This window comes from Bacillus sp. CBEL-1, assembly GCF_004348885.1.
Taxonomy (GTDB): domain Bacteria; phylum Bacillota; class Bacilli; order Bacillales; family Bacillaceae_H; genus Priestia; species Priestia aryabhattai_A.
Genome location: NZ_SBIM01000006.1, coordinates 258,249 through 276,348 on the forward strand (window position 1 = coordinate 258,249; position 18,100 = coordinate 276,348).

Annotated in this window: 17 protein-coding genes, 2 rRNA genes and 1 riboswitch; of the genes, 2 read left to right on the top strand and 17 right to left on the bottom strand. The window is 39.7% G+C overall.

Annotated features, from left to right (window positions below; all coding sequences use genetic code 11):
- The first annotated feature begins 265 nt into the window (after positions 1 to 265).
- Positions 266 to 1,648: a glycine--tRNA ligase gene (locus tag EPL02_RS05925; RefSeq protein ID WP_094911254.1), complete on the top strand. Its 1,383-nt coding sequence runs from the start codon at positions 266 to 268 to the stop codon at positions 1,646 to 1,648.
- Between the two features lie 27 nt (positions 1,649 to 1,675).
- On the opposite strand, the gene EPL02_RS05930 is transcribed toward EPL02_RS05925, so the two are convergent.
- On the bottom strand, positions 1,676 to 1,981 hold the full coding sequence (locus EPL02_RS05930; RefSeq protein ID WP_094911253.1) for a YerC/YecD family TrpR-related protein: 306 nt from the start codon (positions 1,979 to 1,981) through the stop codon (positions 1,676 to 1,678).
- A 121-nt stretch (positions 1,982 to 2,102) separates the two neighbouring features.
- A complete protein-coding gene (locus tag EPL02_RS05935; RefSeq protein WP_131887240.1) occupies positions 2,103 to 3,851 on the bottom strand; it encodes an adenine deaminase C-terminal domain-containing protein in 1,749 nt (582 codons plus the stop codon).
- An 83-nt stretch (positions 3,852 to 3,934) separates the two neighbouring features.
- On the opposite strand from EPL02_RS05935, the gene EPL02_RS05940 reads away from it, so the two are divergent.
- The gene (locus EPL02_RS05940; protein ID WP_131887241.1) at positions 3,935 to 4,180 is read left to right on the top strand and encodes a YgaP family membrane protein; all 246 of its coding nucleotides are present in this window, start codon (positions 3,935 to 3,937) and stop codon (positions 4,178 to 4,180) included.
- Between the two features lie 37 nt (positions 4,181 to 4,217).
- On the opposite strand, the gene purD is transcribed toward EPL02_RS05940, so the two are convergent.
- From purD to EPL02_RS06015, 15 genes are all read right to left on the bottom strand, one after another.
- The gene (gene purD / locus EPL02_RS05945; RefSeq protein WP_094911250.1) at positions 4,218 to 5,492 is read right to left on the bottom strand and encodes a phosphoribosylamine--glycine ligase; all 1,275 of its coding nucleotides are present in this window, start codon (positions 5,490 to 5,492) and stop codon (positions 4,218 to 4,220) included.
- Between the two features lie 13 nt (positions 5,493 to 5,505).
- Entirely contained in the window at positions 5,506 to 7,044 is a 1,539-nt protein-coding gene (gene purH, locus EPL02_RS05950) for a bifunctional phosphoribosylaminoimidazolecarboxamide formyltransferase/IMP cyclohydrolase (protein ID WP_131887242.1), read from the bottom strand.
- A gap of 99 nt (positions 7,045 to 7,143) precedes the next feature.
- A complete protein-coding gene (gene purN, locus EPL02_RS05955) occupies positions 7,144 to 7,722 on the bottom strand; it encodes a phosphoribosylglycinamide formyltransferase (protein ID WP_094911248.1) in 579 nt (192 codons plus the stop codon).
- Positions 7,719 to 8,756, bottom strand: coding sequence for a phosphoribosylformylglycinamidine cyclo-ligase (gene purM / locus EPL02_RS05960; RefSeq protein ID WP_094911247.1), 1,038 nt, complete (start codon positions 8,754 to 8,756; stop codon positions 7,719 to 7,721). Before purM ends, purN begins: the two co-directional genes overlap by 4 nt.
- A gap of 26 nt (positions 8,757 to 8,782) precedes the next feature.
- The gene (purF, locus tag EPL02_RS05965; protein ID WP_094911246.1) at positions 8,783 to 10,195 is read right to left on the bottom strand and encodes an amidophosphoribosyltransferase; all 1,413 of its coding nucleotides are present in this window, start codon (positions 10,193 to 10,195) and stop codon (positions 8,783 to 8,785) included.
- Positions 10,180 to 12,402: a phosphoribosylformylglycinamidine synthase subunit PurL gene (purL, locus tag EPL02_RS05970; protein ID WP_131887243.1), complete on the bottom strand. Its 2,223-nt coding sequence runs from the start codon at positions 12,400 to 12,402 to the stop codon at positions 10,180 to 10,182. The genes purF and purL overlap by 16 nt, the downstream gene beginning before the upstream one ends.
- Positions 12,386 to 13,069 carry a phosphoribosylformylglycinamidine synthase subunit PurQ gene (purQ, locus tag EPL02_RS05975; RefSeq protein WP_076513836.1) on the bottom strand — a complete coding sequence of 228 codons (684 nt, stop codon included), beginning with the start codon at positions 13,067 to 13,069 and terminating at the stop codon, positions 12,386 to 12,388. The genes purL and purQ overlap by 17 nt, the downstream gene beginning before the upstream one ends.
- Positions 13,066 to 13,317 carry a phosphoribosylformylglycinamidine synthase subunit PurS gene (gene purS / locus EPL02_RS05980; protein WP_094911244.1) on the bottom strand — a complete coding sequence of 84 codons (252 nt, stop codon included), beginning with the start codon at positions 13,315 to 13,317 and terminating at the stop codon, positions 13,066 to 13,068. Before purS ends, purQ begins: the two co-directional genes overlap by 4 nt.
- A gap of 7 nt (positions 13,318 to 13,324) precedes the next feature.
- The gene (gene purC / locus EPL02_RS05985; protein ID WP_131887244.1) at positions 13,325 to 14,032 is read right to left on the bottom strand and encodes a phosphoribosylaminoimidazolesuccinocarboxamide synthase; all 708 of its coding nucleotides are present in this window, start codon (positions 14,030 to 14,032) and stop codon (positions 13,325 to 13,327) included.
- Positions 14,033 to 14,106: 74 nt separating this feature from the next.
- The gene (gene purB, locus EPL02_RS05990) at positions 14,107 to 15,399 is read right to left on the bottom strand and encodes an adenylosuccinate lyase (RefSeq protein ID WP_094911242.1); all 1,293 of its coding nucleotides are present in this window, start codon (positions 15,397 to 15,399) and stop codon (positions 14,107 to 14,109) included.
- A complete protein-coding gene (gene purK, locus EPL02_RS05995) occupies positions 15,396 to 16,541 on the bottom strand; it encodes a 5-(carboxyamino)imidazole ribonucleotide synthase (protein WP_131887245.1) in 1,146 nt (381 codons plus the stop codon). The genes purB and purK overlap by 4 nt, the downstream gene beginning before the upstream one ends.
- Entirely contained in the window at positions 16,534 to 17,022 is a 489-nt protein-coding gene (purE, locus tag EPL02_RS06000) for a 5-(carboxyamino)imidazole ribonucleotide mutase (RefSeq protein WP_094911240.1), read from the bottom strand. The genes purK and purE overlap by 8 nt, the downstream gene beginning before the upstream one ends.
- Positions 17,023 to 17,155: 133 nt before the next feature.
- A riboswitch (purine riboswitch) is annotated at positions 17,156 to 17,258 on the bottom strand.
- An 83-nt stretch (positions 17,259 to 17,341) separates the two neighbouring features.
- Entirely contained in the window at positions 17,342 to 17,545 is a 204-nt protein-coding gene (locus tag EPL02_RS06005; protein WP_131887246.1) for an NETI motif-containing protein, read from the bottom strand.
- 85 nt (positions 17,546 to 17,630) lie between these two features.
- A 5S ribosomal RNA gene (gene rrf / locus EPL02_RS06010) occupies positions 17,631 to 17,746 on the bottom strand.
- Between the two features lie 181 nt (positions 17,747 to 17,927).
- Positions 17,928 to 18,100: ribosomal RNA gene (locus EPL02_RS06015) — 23S ribosomal RNA — on the bottom strand; the annotation flags it as partial.

An 18,100-nucleotide genomic window follows, 5' to 3' on the forward strand; every position in this document is an offset into this window, starting at 1 on the left:
TATAGCTACAAAATTGTATAGCCATACTTTGAAGGATTAATAGTACTTAAACCCTCTGCAGTATAATAGCGATTTAGGGATAGTGAAAGCCTAAAGCAAGATTTAAGGAAAAGGCAATCTGGAGTATATACATGTTTAAGGTGGATACATTACGTATCAACCAGGGTGGAACCGCGGGAAAATCTCTCGTCCCTGGGCATATGAAAGCATATGCCCAGGGACGAGAGATTTTTTTATTACATCATTTATTATTGGAGGAATTACTATGACAAAATCAATGGATCAAATTGTATCTCACGCGAAGCATCGTGGCTTTGTTTTTCAAGGCTCTGAGATTTATGGAGGCTTAGCAAACACTTGGGACTACGGTCCGCTTGGTGTAGAACTTAAAAATAATATCAAAAAAGCTTGGTGGAAAAAATTCATTCAGCAGTCTCCTTACAACGTAGGCTTAGATGCTGCTATTTTAATGAACCCAAAAACATGGGAAGCTTCTGGTCACTTAGGAAACTTCAACGATCCAATGATTGATTGTAAAGATTGTAAAGCGCGCCATCGTGCTGATAAATTAATTGAAGAAAAGCTTCAAGAAAAAGATATTGAAATGATTGTAGACGGTCTTTCTTTTGATGAAATGAAAAAGTTAATTGCCGATCATGAAATCACTTGTCCAGAGTGTGGTTCTGCCAACTTTACAGAAATTCGTCAATTTAACCTAATGTTTAAAACACACCAAGGTGTAACAGAAAGCTCTACAAACGAAATCTACCTTCGTCCTGAAACAGCTCAAGGTATCTTTGTAAACTTCAAAAATGTTCAGCGCTCTATGCGTAAGAAACTTCCATTTGGTATCGGACAAATCGGTAAAAGTTTCCGTAACGAAATTACACCGGGTAACTTTACGTTCCGTACACGTGAGTTTGAACAAATGGAACTTGAGTTCTTCTGTAAGCCAGGAACTGAACTAGAGTGGTTCGATTACTGGAAGAAAACATGTGAACAGTGGCTGCTATCTCTAGGTATGAAAGAAGAAAACATTCGTCTTCGTGACCATGATTCAGATGAGCTGTCTCACTACAGTAACGCAACGACTGACTTTGAATACAAATTCCCATTTGGCTGGGGTGAACTATGGGGCGTAGCATCTCGTACAGACTATGATTTAAAACAACACATGGAGCACTCAGGTGAAGACTTCCAATATATCGACCAAGAAACAAACGAACGCTACGTGCCTTATTGCATCGAACCTTCTTTAGGTGCAGACCGCGTAACGTTAGCATACATGATTGATGCATACGAAGAAGAGGAACTAGAAGATGGTTCATCTCGTACGGTAATGCGCCTACATCCAGCTTTAGCACCAGTTAAAGCTGCAGTATTACCACTTTCTAAAAAGCTTTCAGCTGAAGCTCAGGCTGTATTTGCTGAGTTAGCAAGCGACTTTATGGTTGACTACGATGATGCAGGCTCAATCGGTAAACGTTACCGTCGTCACGATGAGATCGGTACGCCATTCTGTATCACATTTGACTTTGATTCATTAGAAGATAACCAAGTAACGGTTCGTGATCGCGACACAATGGAGCAAAAACGTGTGCCAATCAGCGAGTTAAAAGCTCTTCTAGAAGAAGCAGTTAAGTTTTAATAAAGAAAAAAGCGTGAGACAGATGTCTCACGCTTTTTCTTTATCATGTTGCAGACGCTCTAACACCATTTGATAGGCATCGCTGCCGTAATTTAAGCAGCGTTTGACGCGTGAAATCGTCGCTGTACTTGCACCTGTTTCTGTTTCAATTTTATGGTACGTATTTCCTTCACGAAGCATACGTGCTACTTCTAAGCGCTGTGCTAATGACTGAATTTCATTAACCGTACACAAATCATCAAAGAATTGATAGCACTCTTCCATGTTTTCTAAAGATAAAATTGCTTCAAATAATTGGTCTAATTCTTTGCCACGAAGTTTGTTAATTTGCATGTGCTGAAAACTCCTTTACACTAAACTTTCTATTCATCATCATTTATTCATGTTGTGTTTCACAAACAAAATTCCTACCTTATAAATGCTCTTTTACAAAACGCTTTTACACTTTTATATTTTAACGCATTATTGACGGAAAAAGTACCTTTTTATTCATTACGTCATAAATTCCTGCTGGTGTTACGCGAATATAAGGTAAATGTGTAGATGAGAAAAAAAGAAGTGAATAAATTGGGTCTTCATGTTGATAGCCTCTTATTTTCAATTCTTGTTTTAAGCACTCTTCTTGCGTCATCAAGACTTCCATTCTTTCAGTCGACATGCTTCCATTCAAAGTAAGTGGGAGCTCCGCCACAATTTTCTCATCCTCTGCAAGAGCAATGCCTCCGCCCATTTCTTTCATTTTATGATAGGCATACAGCATATCTTTTTTTGATTTTCCAATAAGAATGAAATCACCGGTACTAGAAAACGAACTAGCTAATCCTTTAACATGCGTTGCAAAGCCTTTCAAAAGCGTGTTAATCCGCCATTTACCGTATCGGTCAATGAGCATGAAGAAGCATTCATCATGGTTTGTATCTAAACATTCATCTCCTACATTTAGTTGAATTGAGTAAGGTTCCATAATAACTGCGTTTTTCATATAAACACCCATAGGCATTGAAAATTGAAAATCATCCATTTTAAGATCCCAGTTGCAATCAAGCGGTTGAAATCGATACGAAGCCCACGGGAAACATGTTTCGTTTTCTTTCTGTTCTTCTCCTTGCTTTAAAATCCATTTTCCGCTTGCAAGAACACTTATGGGTGTCGGGCATTCAGGACTAGTGAGTAGATTAAGGTTAGCTATACATCCAACGCCAATGTGACCATGTAAGTGTTCAATATTGTAGTATCGGGCAATATTTGTAGAAACCATCTTATAGGCATCAATGATTGGTACATGATGCTCAAGTGCTACTTTCACTAGCATATCTGAAACTCCATCTGTATAAAAAGATGGTGGGGAACCATCGGTATTCATAGTCAAATGTTCATAATAATTGAGATCTTCTTCATGTAGTTCATCCAAGATTCTGGGTAGATCCGGGCGAATAGACGAATAGCGTAGCGATACATCGTACCCTAATGACAGCCTTGAAAGAACATCTTTTCCGCTCATAGCCTCGTGATCAGCATCTGCTCCAAGCAATTTCATTTTAACAAGCGTACGTTCTGAAGCTCCTGGAAAATGTCCTTCAACATGCTTTCCTAATCGCTTTGTTTCCTGAATCCAATGGAGCATAAGATCATCTCCATTTAGCAAGCGAGGCCAACTCGTAAGCTCTCCTCCTTGTATAACTGAATCATGATTTAACCATTTTTTGATATGGGCATGAGAGAAAACCTCAGATTCGTTTTCAAACTTCGTTTGAGAATCGAAGCGGCACCACCAATACATCGAATATGGTAGCGTTTTCATTTCTTCAATTAATGAAAATGCTGTTTCTGTATCTGTTTGCAGCATGAGCACTAAGTTATCGTTAATTAAGGTCGTGGTGCCGTGCTTAGCCGCATACTGTGCAAAAGTATGGGGATTATATAACTGAAACGGATGCACATGAGGTTCAATATAGCCGGGCACAATGTATTGATCGCGGCAGTCAAAGACTTCCGTAGATGAATTCAGCACAGCTGGCATTGCTTCACCAACGTAAACAATGCGGTCGTTAGCAATCCAAATGTTAGCTTTCATCCACTTATTCAAACGGGCATTTAAGTAAGTTGTTCCTTTTAACACAATTGTCGGGGATGTTTGTTCACTTACAACTGAAAGCTGATTTCGAATCTGTCTATTTCTCCAACGATACATTCCTATCGACATACGCTGTGCCTCCTTTTGGTTATAATGAATAAATTCCATTTACAAAATAACTTTTATTAATTTATGAGAAAAGGTGATAAAACATGAGACCAAATATTGGCATCGTTAATGCTTTAATTCGACTTACAGTTGGCTTTACCCTTCTTTCTTGGGCAACCTCTCGCTTAACAAGACGTCCTTACCGAGATTCTTATCTATGGTTAGCCTTTTTAGCTGCAATGAAAATTGGTGAAGGAATTACGCGCTTTTGCCCTTTAGTATTTGCTTACGACAAATACCAAGAAGGGGACCAGGGCTATACAGAAGATCCAACGATTAACCCAAGTTAATATTGCCTAAATAAAAAGAAGAGCAAATGCTCTTCTTTTAGTTTTTTGATGCTTTTTCAAGGGCACGATATCCAATATCTTTTCGATAGAAGAAACCTTTTGATACATCAATGTGATTCATTTGTTTATATACTTCTTCTTGTGCTTGCGAAAGCGTATCTCCCTTAGCACCAACTAAAAGAACACGCCCTCCATTTGATACATATGTTTCATCTTCTAAAGTTGTTCCTGCGTGGAAAACAAGCGCTTCTTTATTAATCTTATCTAATCCATAAATTGGATTTCCCTTTTCATAAGCTTCAGGGTAACCAGCAGCTGCTAACACAATCCCCATAACAGCTTGATTATCCCACTCAATCTCAACGTCTTCGTTGTTTAAGATGCGAAGTAAAACATCAACTAAATCGCTTTTCATTCGCGGTAATACAACCTGTGTTTCAGGGTCACCAAATCGAGCATTAAATTCAATAACCTTCGGACCTTGCGCTGTTTGAATGAGTCCAGCATATAAAATACCCGTATACTCACAGCCTTCTTTAGCTAGCCCTTCTGCCATTGGTAATAGAATTGTTTGAACCGCTTTTTCTACTTCAGCGTCACTGATTTGAGGAACTGGAGAATAAGCACCCATCCCACCAGTATTCGGACCTTTATCTCCGTCAAACGCACGCTTATGATCTTGTGCAATGACCATTGGATATACCTTTGTACCACGCACAAATGCCATTAACGAAAATTCTTCACCGTCTAAAAATTCTTCAACTACAACAGTAGCACTAGCTTCCTGGAACTTTTGATCAACCAAGAAATCATGAAGTGTTTCTACTGCTTCTTCAACAGTTAAAGCGACCGTTACACCCTTACCAGCAGCTAGACCATCTGCTTTAATAACAATCGGTGCACCTTGTTTTTCTACATACGCTTTTGCCTCTTCATAAGACGTAAATGTTTCATATGCAGCGGTAGGAATCTCATACTTTTTCATTAACTCTTTCGCAAAGCTTTTGCTTCCTTCAATCATAGCTGCTTTTTTACGAGGTCCAAATACCGGCAGACCCTCAGCTTCAAAGCGATCTACAACCCCTTCAATCAATGGGTTTTCAGGACCTACAATTGTTAGTTTGATATCTTGTTGTTTCGCAAAAGCCACTAGCTCATCATGATTACTTTCATCGATTGAGACAAGCGTTGCCACGTCACTCATACCTGGATTACCAGGAGCTACAAACACTTCATTTACAAGTGGGCTTTTGGACGCTTTCCATGCAATTGTATGTTCTCTTCCACCTTTTCCGATAACTAAAACATTCACGTTCTTCACCTCATTAATGTTTAAAATGTCTTAAGCCTGTAAATACCATTGTAATGCCGTACTCATCTGCTTTTGCAATTGACTCTTCGTCACGGATTGAACCACCTGGTTGAATAATGGCTGTAACACCAGCTTTAGCTGCTGCTTCAACTGTATCTCCCATTGGGAAGAAAGCATCTGAACCTAAAGCTGATCCTTGTGCTTTTTCACCCGCTTGTTCAATCGCAATTTTCGCTGCACCAACGCGGTTCATTTGTCCAGCACCTACTCCGACTGTCATATCGTCTTTTGCAAGTACAATCGCATTTGACTTTACATTTTTCACAACTTTCCACGCTAATTTTAAATCTGCCCATTCTTTTTCTGTTGGCTCGCGCTTTGTTGGAACAGAAACCGTAGCATTGTCAAAACCAAATACATCTTCGTCTTGAACAAGTACGCCGCCTTTTACAGATGTTAAGAAGGATTCTTTTTGTGCATTTTCATCAAGTTCTACTGTTAGTAGACGTAAATTTTTCTTCGCTGTTAATACATCAATTGCCTCTTGATCAAATGAAGGAGCAATAATGATTTCTAAGAAAATTTCTTTTAATTGAATAGCTGTTTCACGATCGATTGGGCGGTTTGCTGCTACAATACCACCGAATATTGATGTTGGGTCTGCTTCGTAAGCTTTCTGATAAGCTTGAGCAATCGTTTCACCCACACCTACTCCACATGGGTTCATATGTTTGATGGCTACAACAGCCGGCTCTGAAAATTCTTTTACAATCTGAAGCGCTGCGTTTGCATCATTAATATTGTTATAAGATAACTCTTTTCCATGCAGCTGTGTAGCCGTTGCAATCGAACCTTTTTGCGTTAATGGTTTTTTATAGAAAGCCGCTTCCTGATGTGGGTTTTCTCCGTAGCGTAATCCTTGAACACGCTCATACGTTACCGTTAGCTTTTCAGGCGTCTTCTCACCCGTAATATTTGTTAGGTATTCAGCAATTAATGCATCATAAGCCGCCGTATGACGGAATACTTTCGCTGCTAGGCGTTGGTTTGTTTCAAACGAAACGTTTCCGTTTGACTTTAATTCGCTTACTACGGTCGCATAATCAGTTGGATCGACAACAACTGATACCGAACGATAGTTTTTAGCAGCTGAACGAAGCATTGTTGGTCCACCAATATCAATGTTCTCAATTGCTTCAGCAAGCGTTACATCGTCTTGTTCAATTGTCTTTTTAAACGGGTATAAGTTTACAACTACAAAGTCGATTGGTGAGATATTGTGCTCTTTCATTTGTGTTTGGTGCTCTTCGTTATCGCGTAACGCTAATAAAGCTCCGTGAACATTAGGATGTAGCGTTTTTAAACGGCCATCTAAAATCTCAGGAAAACCTGTCACTTCAGAGATACCAATTACATCAATGCCGTTTTCTTCTAGCGTACGCTTTGTACCGCCAGTCGAGATAATTTCTACTCCTAACTCCTTCAGTTCTTTAGCAAATGAAACAATACCTTCTTTGTCAGATACGCTAATAAGTGCGCGTTTTGCTGTCATTTTGTAAACTCCTCCTGATTCGATCTCTCTTTTTATAACTTTCTTACACTATCACTCTACCATAGTAAAGTATTAAAACTTTTTTGACAACCCAGTCTATTATTTAACCACAAGCTGCTGAAACAGTTTGTTGAGCACTTGAGGATAAAACTTATGCTCAATCTCATGTATGCGAGTTTCAACGATGTCTCTTGTATCTTCCTCATTTACACGAATTGCCTGCTGATCAATAATCGGCCCCGTATCCATTCCTTCATCTACAAAATGTACGGTAATACCAATAATCTTTACACCAGCATCAAATGCTTGGCCAATTGCATCCATGCCTGGGAACGCTGGTAATAAAGAGGGATGGATATTAACAATTCGATTTTTATATGGTTGAAGTAATGTTGGACCAACTAAGCGCATGTAGCCTGCCAATACTAGAAAATCTATGTTATTAGCCTGTAATTCGTTTAGAATTGCTTGTTCGTAAGCTGCTTTATCAGGGAAGTCTTTAGGTGAGCAAACAAAGCACGGAATACCACATGCTTTTGCTCGCTCAATTACATACGCTTGTGGCTTATTACAAACCACAAGCTTAATTGCTGCCTTTAATTGACCCGATTGCGTTGCTTCGTATAGAGATTGAAAGTTGCTGCCATTTCCTGAAGCAAAGACTGCAATATTCATCATCCAAGCACGCCTCCACTAAACTCTACCCCAGTGCCTTCTGTCACACGTCCAATCACAAATGCTTTTTCCCCTTTGCTTTCAATTGCATTGATAACCGCATTCATTTCTTCTGGCTCTACCGCTAACACAAACCCAATCCCCATATTAAAGACTTCAAACATTTCTTTACGTTCTAAGCCGCCATGCTCTTGAAGGAAATCAAAGATTTTTGGAATCGGCCAAGAACCGTAGTCAATTTCTACTCCTAAACCGTCTGGAAGCATACGGGGAATGTTTTCAATAAACCCTCCGCCTGTAATATGCGCCATTCCAGCTATCTTGGCTGCCTCTAATGCTTGCAACACAGGCTTCACATAAATTTTAGTTGGTGTTAAAAGCTCAAGGCCAAGAGTTTGATCAAATCCTCCATAAACCTTTTGAAGATCAAGCTTTTGATCATCAACAATTTTTCTCACCAGTGAATAGCCATTGCTATGAATACCGCTTGATGAAATACCTACTAGTAGCTGCCCTGGCTTTACGCTTTCTCCAGTGATAATTTCTGATTTCTCAACTGCTCCAACTGTAAATCCAGCTAAGTCATATTCATCTTCCTCATATAACCCAGGCATTTCTGCTGTTTCACCGCCGATTAATGCACAATTTGACTGCTCGCATCCATCTGCAATTCCTTTTACAATCGCTTCGATTTTTTCTGGGACTGCTTTCCCACATGCAATATAATCCAGGAAATAAAGAGGCTCTGCACCTTGTACAACCACATCGTTTACACACATCGCTACAGCATCAATCCCGATAGTGTCGTGCTTATCCATTTGAAAAGCTAATTTTAATTTTGTACCAACACCGTCTGTTCCTGATACTAAAACAGGCTCTTTTAAACCTAAGGAAGATAAATCAAACATTCCTCCGAAACCACCAACTGTGCCCATAATACCTTTACGCTCTGTTCGTGCAACGTGTTTTTTAATACGTGAAACGGCCTCGTAGCCTGCTTCTAAGTCAACTCCAGCTTGCTTATATGAATATGACATATTGTCACTCCTTTTTTACATTGAAACTAACAAGTTACCTTTTCATGTGGGTGTACGGTATCCGGATAAATTTCTGTTGGATATTTTCCTGTGAAACAAGCCATACACTGCCCACCATTTTCATAATCTCGACCTATTGCTTCAATTAATCCTTCATTGCTTAAGAACTCCAAAGAGTCCGCTTCGATTAATTCACAAATCTCTTGTACAGAGCGAGTAGCTGCAATGAGCTCTGATGAAGAAGATGTATCAATTCCATAGAAGCATGGATTTTTTATTGGAGGTGCGCTAATACGAACGTGAACTTCTTTCGCTCCTGCTTCTCGTAGCATGCGGACGATACGACGACTTGTTGTTCCTCGAACAATCGAGTCATCAACCATTACAACACGCTTACCTTCTACAATCTTACGCACTGGAGACAACTTCATTTTCACACCTTGTTCGCGAAGCTCCTGTGATGGTTGAATAAACGTACGTCCAACATAGCGGTTCTTAATTAATCCTAACTCATATGGAATACCTGATTGTTCGGCAAATCCAATGGCCGCTGAAATACTAGAATCTGGAACACCAGTTACGACATCTGCTTCGATTGGAGATTCCATCGCTAGCTGTTTCCCTAAATTTTTACGTGCTGAATGAACGTTAATCCCATCAATGTTGCTGTCTGGACGTGAGAAATAAATGTATTCCATGCTGCAAATTGCACGATTTACATTTAATGTAAAGCGCTCAGATTTTATTCCTTCATCATTGATGATTAACAGTTCTCCCGGTTCTACATCACGTTCATGAACTGCTCCTACAATATCAAATGCACATGTTTCTGATGCCACAACATACGCATCGCCTAGACGACCAAGTGATAGTGGACGTAAGCCATTTGGATCTAAAGCAACCATCATGGCATCTTCAGTTAAAATAACAAACGCATATGCACCTTTTACCATAGAAAGTGCATTTTTTACTTTGTCCTTCATATCACTATAGCCACTACGTTTAATTAAATGAGCCAATACCTCTGTATCAGAAGTTGATTGAAAAATGCTGCCTTGGTTTTCAAGCTGATGCTTCAGCGCATTGGCATTTACTAAGTTACCGTTGTGAGCCAGTGCGATACTTCCGCTATGAGAGCGGAAGTGAAGGGGTTGAACATTTTCAAACCCTCCACCCCCTGCTGTTGCATAGCGAACGTGACCAATTGCTGCTGTTCCTTGAAGCTGATCAAGCTCACCGTGGCCGAATACTTCGTTTACAAGACCCACGCCTTTTGCCACGCTGACTTTTTCACCATTTGTAACAGCAATTCCAGCTCCTTCTTGACCGCGATGCTGAAGGCTGTGAAGGCCATAATAAGCAATTTGACTTGCATTTTCATGACCCCATATGCCGAATACGCCGCATTCTTCGTTTAAACCTTTTATTTCAGCAAGCATGGAATAGCTCCTTTCCAAGCTTTCGTTAAGTCTCGAACAGATTGTTGTACAATTGCATTTCCTTCATGCTTAATTGTTAATTCTCCGTTTTCAGTTACGCGTCCCACTAGCTTAGCATCTGCAACAATACTCTCGAAAGCCTGTTGATTTTCTGGTGCCACTGTTATGATAAAACGTGATTGTGTTTCACTAAATAACTCTGCTGTTACGTCGCCGTTCACCGTAACATCTACTCCAAGACCGCTATCGTTCATTACTTTCTCTGCTAGGGCTACAGCAAAACCACCTTCTGCAATATCATGTGCAGATTGTACAGTTCCTTGACGGATTGCTTGAAGAAGCTGATCTTGACGTGCTTTTTCTACCGATAAGTCTAAAGCAGGTGATTGACCAAATACCTTACCGCTTTCAAGTACTTTTTGAAGCTCAGTTCCGGCAAATTCTGCTTTCGCTTCGCCAATTACATAAATTAAATCTTCTGCTTGTTTCGCATGCTGAGTTGTAATATGCTTCACATCGTCAATTAGTCCAACCATCCCGATAACAGGTGTTGGATAAATTGCTTCACCTTTTGTTTCGTTATAAAGAGATACGTTACCACCGATTACTGGTGTTGAAAGTTGACGACAAGCGTCGCTCATTCCGTCCGTTGCTTTTTCAATTTGCCAGAAAATTTCTGGTTTTTCTGGATTTCCAAAGTTTAAGCAGTCGGTAATTGCTAAAGGTTGTGCACCTGAACACACAAGGTTACGAGCTGCTTCAGCTACGGCAATGCGGCCACCTACTTCAGGATCTAGATAAAGATAGCGAGAGTTACAGTCCGTTGTCATTGCTAATGCTTTATTTGTTCCTCGCACGCGTACAACGGCTGCATCAGAGCCTGGTGATACAACTGTATTTGTACGAACTTGATAGTCATATTGATTGTAAACCCATTCTTTGTTTGCAATCGTTGGTTGTTGTAAAAGCTTCACTAGCATATCACTGTGATTGTCTACTGCTGGTGCGTAAGATGGCTGAGACTGAAACTCACGGTAATAAGCTGGCTCTGCTGATGGTTTGTGATACACAGGTGCATCTTCTGCTAACGCATCAACCGGTACATCTGCTACCACTTCACCTTTATGAGTTAAACGCAGGCGCTTGTCATCCGTTACGTGACCAACTGATACTGCTTCTAGACCGTAGCGCTCTACGATATCTACAATCTCTTGCTCACGGCCTTTTTCAACAACGATTAGCATACGTTCTTGTGATTCAGAAAGCATCATCTCGTACGGAGTCATGCCTGTTTCACGCTGAGGTACAAGATCAAGATTCATTTCGATACCAGAACCTGCTTTACTCGCCATCTCTGCTGATGAACTCGTTAAACCAGCCGCTCCCATATCTTGAATACCAACTAATGCATCACATTTAATTAATTCTAAGCATGCTTCAAGAAGAAGCTTTTCCATAAATGGATCTCCAACTTGAACTGCTGGACGTTTTTCATCTGATTGATCTGAAAGTTCCTCTGATGCAAATGTTGCACCGTGGATACCATCGCGTCCTGTTTTAGCACCGACATACATCACCGTGTTGCCAACGCCTTTTGCTTGTCCTTTTTGGATGTCTTCGTGATTAATTAAACCTACACACATTGCGTTAACTAGTGGATTGCCTTCGTAAGAATCTTCAAACTGAATCTCTCCACCCACTGTTGGAATTCCAACGCAGTTACCGTAACCTGCAATTCCTGCTACTACTTCCTCAAACAAATGACGAACTTTTGGAGATGTTAACTCTCCGAATCGTAAAGAGTTTAACAGCGCAATTGGTCTTGCTCCCATTGAAAAGACGTCACGGATAATTCCACCTACACCAGTTGCTGCTCCTTGATAAGGTTCAATGGCTGATGGATGATTGTGACTTTCAATTTTAAATACAACTGCTTGATTATCGCCGATATCAACAATTCCTGCGCCTTCACCTGGTCCTTGAAGCACCTTTTCACCAGTGACAGGGAATTTCTTCAAAACAGGCTTTGAGTTTTTGTAGCTGCAGTGCTCTGACCACATAACAGAGAATAACCCTGTTTCTGTATAGTTAGGCATACGGCCTAATAGTTGCTCTACATTTGCAAACTCTTCATCTGTTAATCCCATATCTCGATATAGCTTTTGCTCTTTAATTTGCTCTACATTTGGTTCAAGAAGTAACGACATTTTGTTCCCTCCACTGCTTTACGATTGATTGAAATAATTTTAGTCCATCTGCGCTACCTAGAATGTCACTGACTGCTCTTTCTGGGTGTGGCATCATTCCTAATACATTTCCTGCTTCGTTTGAAATTCCTGCGATGTTTTGAAGACTACCATTTGGATTATCTTCGTATTGGAAAAGGATTTGATTGTTTTCAACCAATTGTTGTAACGTTTGTTCATCGCAATAGTAATTACCTTCACCATGTGCTACTGGAATTGCAATGATTTCGTCTTTGCCATAAGCATTTGTAAACATAGTTTCATTGTTAGCTACTTTTAAATTAACTGTTTTACAGATGAATTTTAAATTTTCATTACGACGCATGGCTCCTGGTAAAAGACCTGCTTCTAAAAGGATTTGGAAGCCATTGCAAACACCTAATACAGGCTTTCCAGCTGCTGCTGCCTTTTTCACTTCATCCATTACGTTTGAAAAGCGTGCAATGGCACCTGAACGTAAGTAATCTCCGTATGAGAAGCCACCTGGTAACAGGATACCGTCATATTCGTCTAAAGACTTAGCATCGTGCCATACGTATTCTACTTCCTCACCAAGCTCATCTTTAATTGCATGATACATATCTACGTCACAGTTTGACCCTGGGAACACAATTACAGCAAATTTCACTGTACGACAACCTCCTCAACCTCGTAACAATAGTCTTCAATTACTGTATTCACTAAAAGCTTTTCGCACATTTCTTTTACTCGCTCATCCAATGCATCTGTGCTATCGATTGTTAGCTCTAAGAACTTACCAATACGAACTTCTTGTACTTCTTCATAAGACATACGGTGTAATGAATTTTTAACGGCTACGCCTTGTGGATCTAATACGCTTTCTCTTAATGTGACAAATACTTTTACTTTATACATGGTTGGGTTATCCTCCGATTCGCTGTAAGATTTTTTCGTATGCTTGTGTTAAACCGCCTAAATCTCTGCGGAAAACATCTTTATCTAATTTTTCGTTTGTATGAACATCCCAGAAACGGCAAGTATCAGGTGAGATTTCATCAGCCAAAATGATATTTCCTTGAGACGTACGACCAAACTCTAATTTAAAATCAACTAAGAAAATGTCTCTCTCTTTAAAGAAAGAAGATAATACTTCATTAATTTGAAGTGCTTGTGCTTTTAAGCTATCAATCTCTTCTTGAGTTGCAGCTTGTAGGAAAACAGCATGTTCATCAAGGATTAACGGGTCTCCTAGCGCATCATCTTTGTAATAAAGCTCCACAATTGGCTTTTTAAATCGGATACCTTCTTCAACGCCAATTCGCTTAGCTAAACTACCGGCTGTTGCGTTTCGAACCACGACTTCAAGCGGAACGATTTTGACCTGTTTCACTGCTTGCTCATAGTCAGATAGTTGTTTTACAAAATGTGTTTGAATTCCTTTTTCATGAAGCATTGAAAATAGCAAACTACTAATTTGGTTATTTAGCTTTGCTTTCCCTTCAATTTCAGCTTTCTTTTCACCATTAAATGCTGTTGCCTCGTTTTTGTAAGCAACCCACAGTACATCTTGTTCATTTGTTGCATAAATTTTCTTTGCTTTTCCTTCGTAAAGTAGCCCTTGCTTTTCCATGCTGACACCTCTATATCCAGAATATTCTGATACCCACTTTTGCAGAAAGGCAAGGACTTACCTTGCCTTCTTTATTAAAGACCTAAGCGTTCAAAAATCATATCTACACTTTTCAGGTGATGTGTATGATCGAAGCAGTCATCAATTTCTTCTGCTGTTAAATGTTGTGTAATGCGCTCTTCTCCTTCGATTAGAGAGCGGAACGGAACTTGTGTTTCCCATGCTTCCATTGCTTTAGGCTGAACTAAATCATATGCTTCTTCACGAACCATACCTTTGTTAATTAACGTTAGTAACACGCGCTGTGAATAAATCAAGCCTAACGTGCGATCCATATTGCGCTTCATGTTGTCTGGGAATACCGTTAAGTTTTTCACGATGTTTGCAAAACGATTTAACATGTAGTTCAATGCAATTGTTGCATCTGGTAAGATAACGCGCTCTGCGGAAGAATGTGAGATATCACGTTCGTGCCAAAGTGGTACGTTATCATAAGCTGTTACCATATATCCTCGAATTAGTCGTGCTAGCCCTGTCACATTTTCTGAACCGATTGGATTACGCTTATGTGGCATAGCTGATGATCCCTTTTGACCTTTTGCAAAGTACTCTTCTACTTCACGTGTTTCACTCTTCTGAAGGCCACGAACTTCTACTGCAAACTTCTCAATTGACGTTGCAATTAAGGCTAGTACGGACATATAGTGTGCGTGACGGTCACGTTGTAGAGTTTGTGTAGAGATAGGAGCTGGAGAGATACCAAGTTTTTCACACACATACTTTTCAACAAATGGATCAATATTAGCAAACGTTCCAACTGCTCCAGACATTTTTCCAAACTCTACTTCAGCAGCTGCTCGCTTCAAACGCTCTAAGTTACGCTTCATTTCTTCATACCATAGTCCCATCTTTAAGCCAAATGTTGTTGGCTCTGCGTGGACACCGTGTGTACGACCCATCATAACTGTATATTTATGTTCTTGTGCTTTTTCTTTTAACACTTCAATAAAGCGCTCAACGTCGTTTACTAAAATATCGTTTGCTTGTTTAAGTAGATAAGATAATGCTGTGTCTACAACATCTGTAGAAGTTAAACCGTAATGTACCCACTTACGCTCTTCACCAAGTGTTTCTGATACTGCACGAGTAAAAGCAACAACGTCATGTCGTGTTTCAAGTTCAATTTCATTGATTCGATTGATATCAAAAGATGCATTTTCACGGATTAGCTTTACATCTTCTTTTGGGATATGCCCTAATTCAGACCATGCTTCACAAGCTAAAATTTCAACTTCTAGCCAAGCTTTAAATTTATTTTCTTCAGTCCAAATGGCTGCCATCTCTGGTCTTGTATAACGTTCAATCATGTTGTTAATTCCTCCGTTCTTTCCCATATTCCTAATGATTCGGCTTTTTCTACCGCCTCATCTATCTTATCAGCTAATACAGTAATATGTCCCATTTTTCGTTTATGTTTTGGAACTTTTTTTCCGTACAAATGAAGATGCATATCGTCTAAATATTCGATTTTTGCCATCGTTTCTTCAATATGCTCTCCTAATAGGTTAACCATAACAGCAGGTTTTAACAATGTTGATTGAACTAAAGGCCAGTTACAGATTGCTCGAACATGCTGCTGAAATTGCGATAAGCTACAAGCATTAATTGAATAATGTCCTGAATTATGTGGTCTTGGTGCTAATTCATTAATATAAAGATTGCCTTCTTTCGTTAAGAACATCTCAACAGCAAGAGTCCCAACCAAGTTTAGACCTTTTGCAATTTCTTTTGCATATTCAACTGCCGTTTGCTCTTGGCTAGCTGTAATACGTGCTGGCACAATGGTTTGGTGTAAAATATGATCTTTATGAATATTCTCAGCAACTGGTAAGCATACAATGTCGCCTCTCATGTTTCGGTGAACAATGACAGAAACCTCTTTATCTAAGTTCATCCATTGCTCTACGATACATTCAGACTGTGATAGTAATCCTTCTGCCTCAGCTACGTCATGACTGCTTTTTAAAAGAACTTGCCCTTTGCCGTCATAGCCCCCTCTACACGTTTTGACTACGCAAGGATAGCTAATCGTCTCGACAGCCTTTAACAGCTCTTCTTTATTCTTTACAATGGCATACTGAGGTACGTTTAGATTTAGATTAGTAATCATTTCTTTTTCTAAACGACGATTTTGAGTAACTGCTAATAAGTGACTTCCTTGTGGCACGTAACATTTCGTTTCTAACCACTTCATCATTTCAACATCAACATTCTCAAATTCATATGTGATTACATCTGAAACTTCTGCAAGTCGTTCAATTGCCTTTCGGTCATCATAGGCACCAACCACTTTAATATCAGCTACTTGACCACAAGGCGAGTCTTCTGTAGGCTCTAAAACAGCAATATAGTAACCCATTTCTTTAGCAGATAGGGCAATCATTCTCCCTAGTTGGCCTCCGCCAACAATTCCTATTGTTTTCCCTGGACGTATAAGAACATTAGACAAGTTGATCACTACTTTCTAACACGGATAGTCGAATTGATTCTCTTCTCTCATCTAGCTGTTTACTAACGATAGAATCTGATGTACCCAAAATTTGAGCTGCAAGCAAGCCGGCATTTGTTGCTCCTGCTTTTCCGATTGCTACTGTTGCGACCGGAACACCTCCGGGCATTTGAACGATAGACAGCAATGAATCTAAGCCATTCAAGTTACTTGATTTAACCGGTACACCAATGACAGGCAAAACTGTTTTCGCAGCAATCATACCTGGTAAATGTGCTGCTCCTCCTGCTCCTGCAATAATAACTTGAATTCCTCTTTCCTTTGCTGTTTCGGCGTATTCAAACATATAATCTGGAGTTCTATGTGCCGATACAACTTTTTTTTCGTAAGCAATATCTAATTCCTCTAAGATGTCACAAGCATGTTGCATTGTAGACCAATCTGATTGACTTCCCATGACAACAGCAACTTTTACATTCATAGATAAAAGCTCCTTTTTTAATTTATAAAAAAAGCCTAGAATGATGTGATTTCCAAAAGGAAAGTCACAATCACTCTAGGCTTTATTAATCCGTACCTTTACCATAAGCTGCAGGATACGAATAGTTAATCCTAATTGATTGTTCTTTCCTCATAGTCCAATAATTTACGGTTATTGGGTAGAAACTCTCAGGCCATATTCCTGAATATTATATGAGGTTTCGTTTCTCTTATTTGCAACTTAATGATAACAGCCAACCATGAAAAAAGTCAACTCAAAAATCGAATATTTAACTTTTAAATTTTAATAATGTTCGTGTTTAAAGTAGTTTTCCTTCAAATATGATTTGTTGCTTTATCGGAACATGTTCTTTAACCCCATTCGTGACCCTTTCTTCAAATACAGGCTTTTCCATTCTTCTCACAGGCATATAACCGTCCTTTTTCATACGATCTAGACAATCAGCAATTGTTTCGTTTTCAGCTACTTCATACATTACTTTTTTCTTTTTTTTCTCACTCATAGTAAATCTCCTTTTTATTCATTACTTTTTATCGAAAGGAATAACAAAAAAGGCTAGTCTACTGACTAGCCTTTTTTGCGCTGTTGCCTGGCAACGTCCTACTCTCACAGGGACAAAGTCCCAACTACCATCGGCGCTAGAGAACTTAACTTCCGTGTTCGGCATGGGAACGGGTGTGACCTCTCTGCTATCGCCACCAGACATGAATTGAGATTATTCTCTCAAAACTAGATAACATGTTTGCTGAGTACTAAGTTTACTGTCTAGCTACGGCTCCTAATTGTTCGGTCGTTTCACTTCTGTTATTGAAACCAAAGAGCGGTTTCCCTATCAGAAGCTCCAACGCCTTTCACAATTGAACAGTCGCCTTCGCTTTTCTAATTTGGTTAAGTCCTCGATCGATTAGTATCAGTCAGCTACACACGTCGCCGTGCTTCCACCTCTGACCTATCAACCTGATCATCTTTCAGGGATCTTACTAGCTTGCGCTATGGGAAATCTCATCTTGAGGGGGGCTTCATGCTTAGATGCTTTCAGCACTTATCCCGTCCACAC

Excerpts from the sequence above, each read along its gene's own strand:
- purC (WP_131887244.1), bottom strand. The coding sequence starts at position 14,032 with ATGGAAAAGCAAGGGCTACTTTACGAAGGAAAAGCAAAGAAAATTTAT.
- purS (WP_094911244.1), bottom strand. The coding sequence starts at position 13,317 with ATGTATAAAGTAAAAGTATTTGTCACATTAAGAGAAAGCGTATTAGAT.
- EPL02_RS05925 (WP_094911254.1), top strand. The coding sequence starts at position 266 with ATGACAAAATCAATGGATCAAATTGTATCTCACGCGAAGCATCGTGGC.
- purH (WP_131887242.1), bottom strand. The coding sequence starts at position 7,044 with ATGACAGCAAAACGCGCACTTATTAGCGTATCTGACAAAGAAGGTATT.
- purM (WP_094911247.1), bottom strand. The coding sequence starts at position 8,756 with ATGTCATATTCATATAAGCAAGCTGGAGTTGACTTAGAAGCAGGCTAC.
- EPL02_RS06005 (WP_131887246.1), bottom strand. The coding sequence starts at position 17,545 with ATGAGTGAGAAAAAAAAGAAAAAAGTAATGTATGAAGTAGCTGAAAAC.
- EPL02_RS05935 (WP_131887240.1), bottom strand. The coding sequence starts at position 3,851 with ATGTCGATAGGAATGTATCGTTGGAGAAATAGACAGATTCGAAATCAG.
- purL (WP_131887243.1), bottom strand. The coding sequence starts at position 12,402 with ATGTCGTTACTTCTTGAACCAAATGTAGAGCAAATTAAAGAGCAAAAG.
- purN (WP_094911248.1), bottom strand. The coding sequence starts at position 7,722 with ATGATGAATATTGCAGTCTTTGCTTCAGGAAATGGCAGCAACTTTCAA.
- purE (WP_094911240.1), bottom strand. The coding sequence starts at position 17,022 with ATGAATGTAAAAGTTGCTGTTGTCATGGGAAGTCAATCAGATTGGTCT.
- EPL02_RS05940 (WP_131887241.1), top strand. The coding sequence starts at position 3,935 with ATGAGACCAAATATTGGCATCGTTAATGCTTTAATTCGACTTACAGTT.
- purB (WP_094911242.1), bottom strand. The coding sequence starts at position 15,399 with ATGATTGAACGTTATACAAGACCAGAGATGGCAGCCATTTGGACTGAA.
- purF (WP_094911246.1), bottom strand. The coding sequence starts at position 10,195 with ATGCTTGCTGAAATAAAAGGTTTAAACGAAGAATGCGGCGTATTCGGC.
- EPL02_RS05930 (WP_094911253.1), bottom strand. The coding sequence starts at position 1,981 with ATGCAAATTAACAAACTTCGTGGCAAAGAATTAGACCAATTATTTGAA.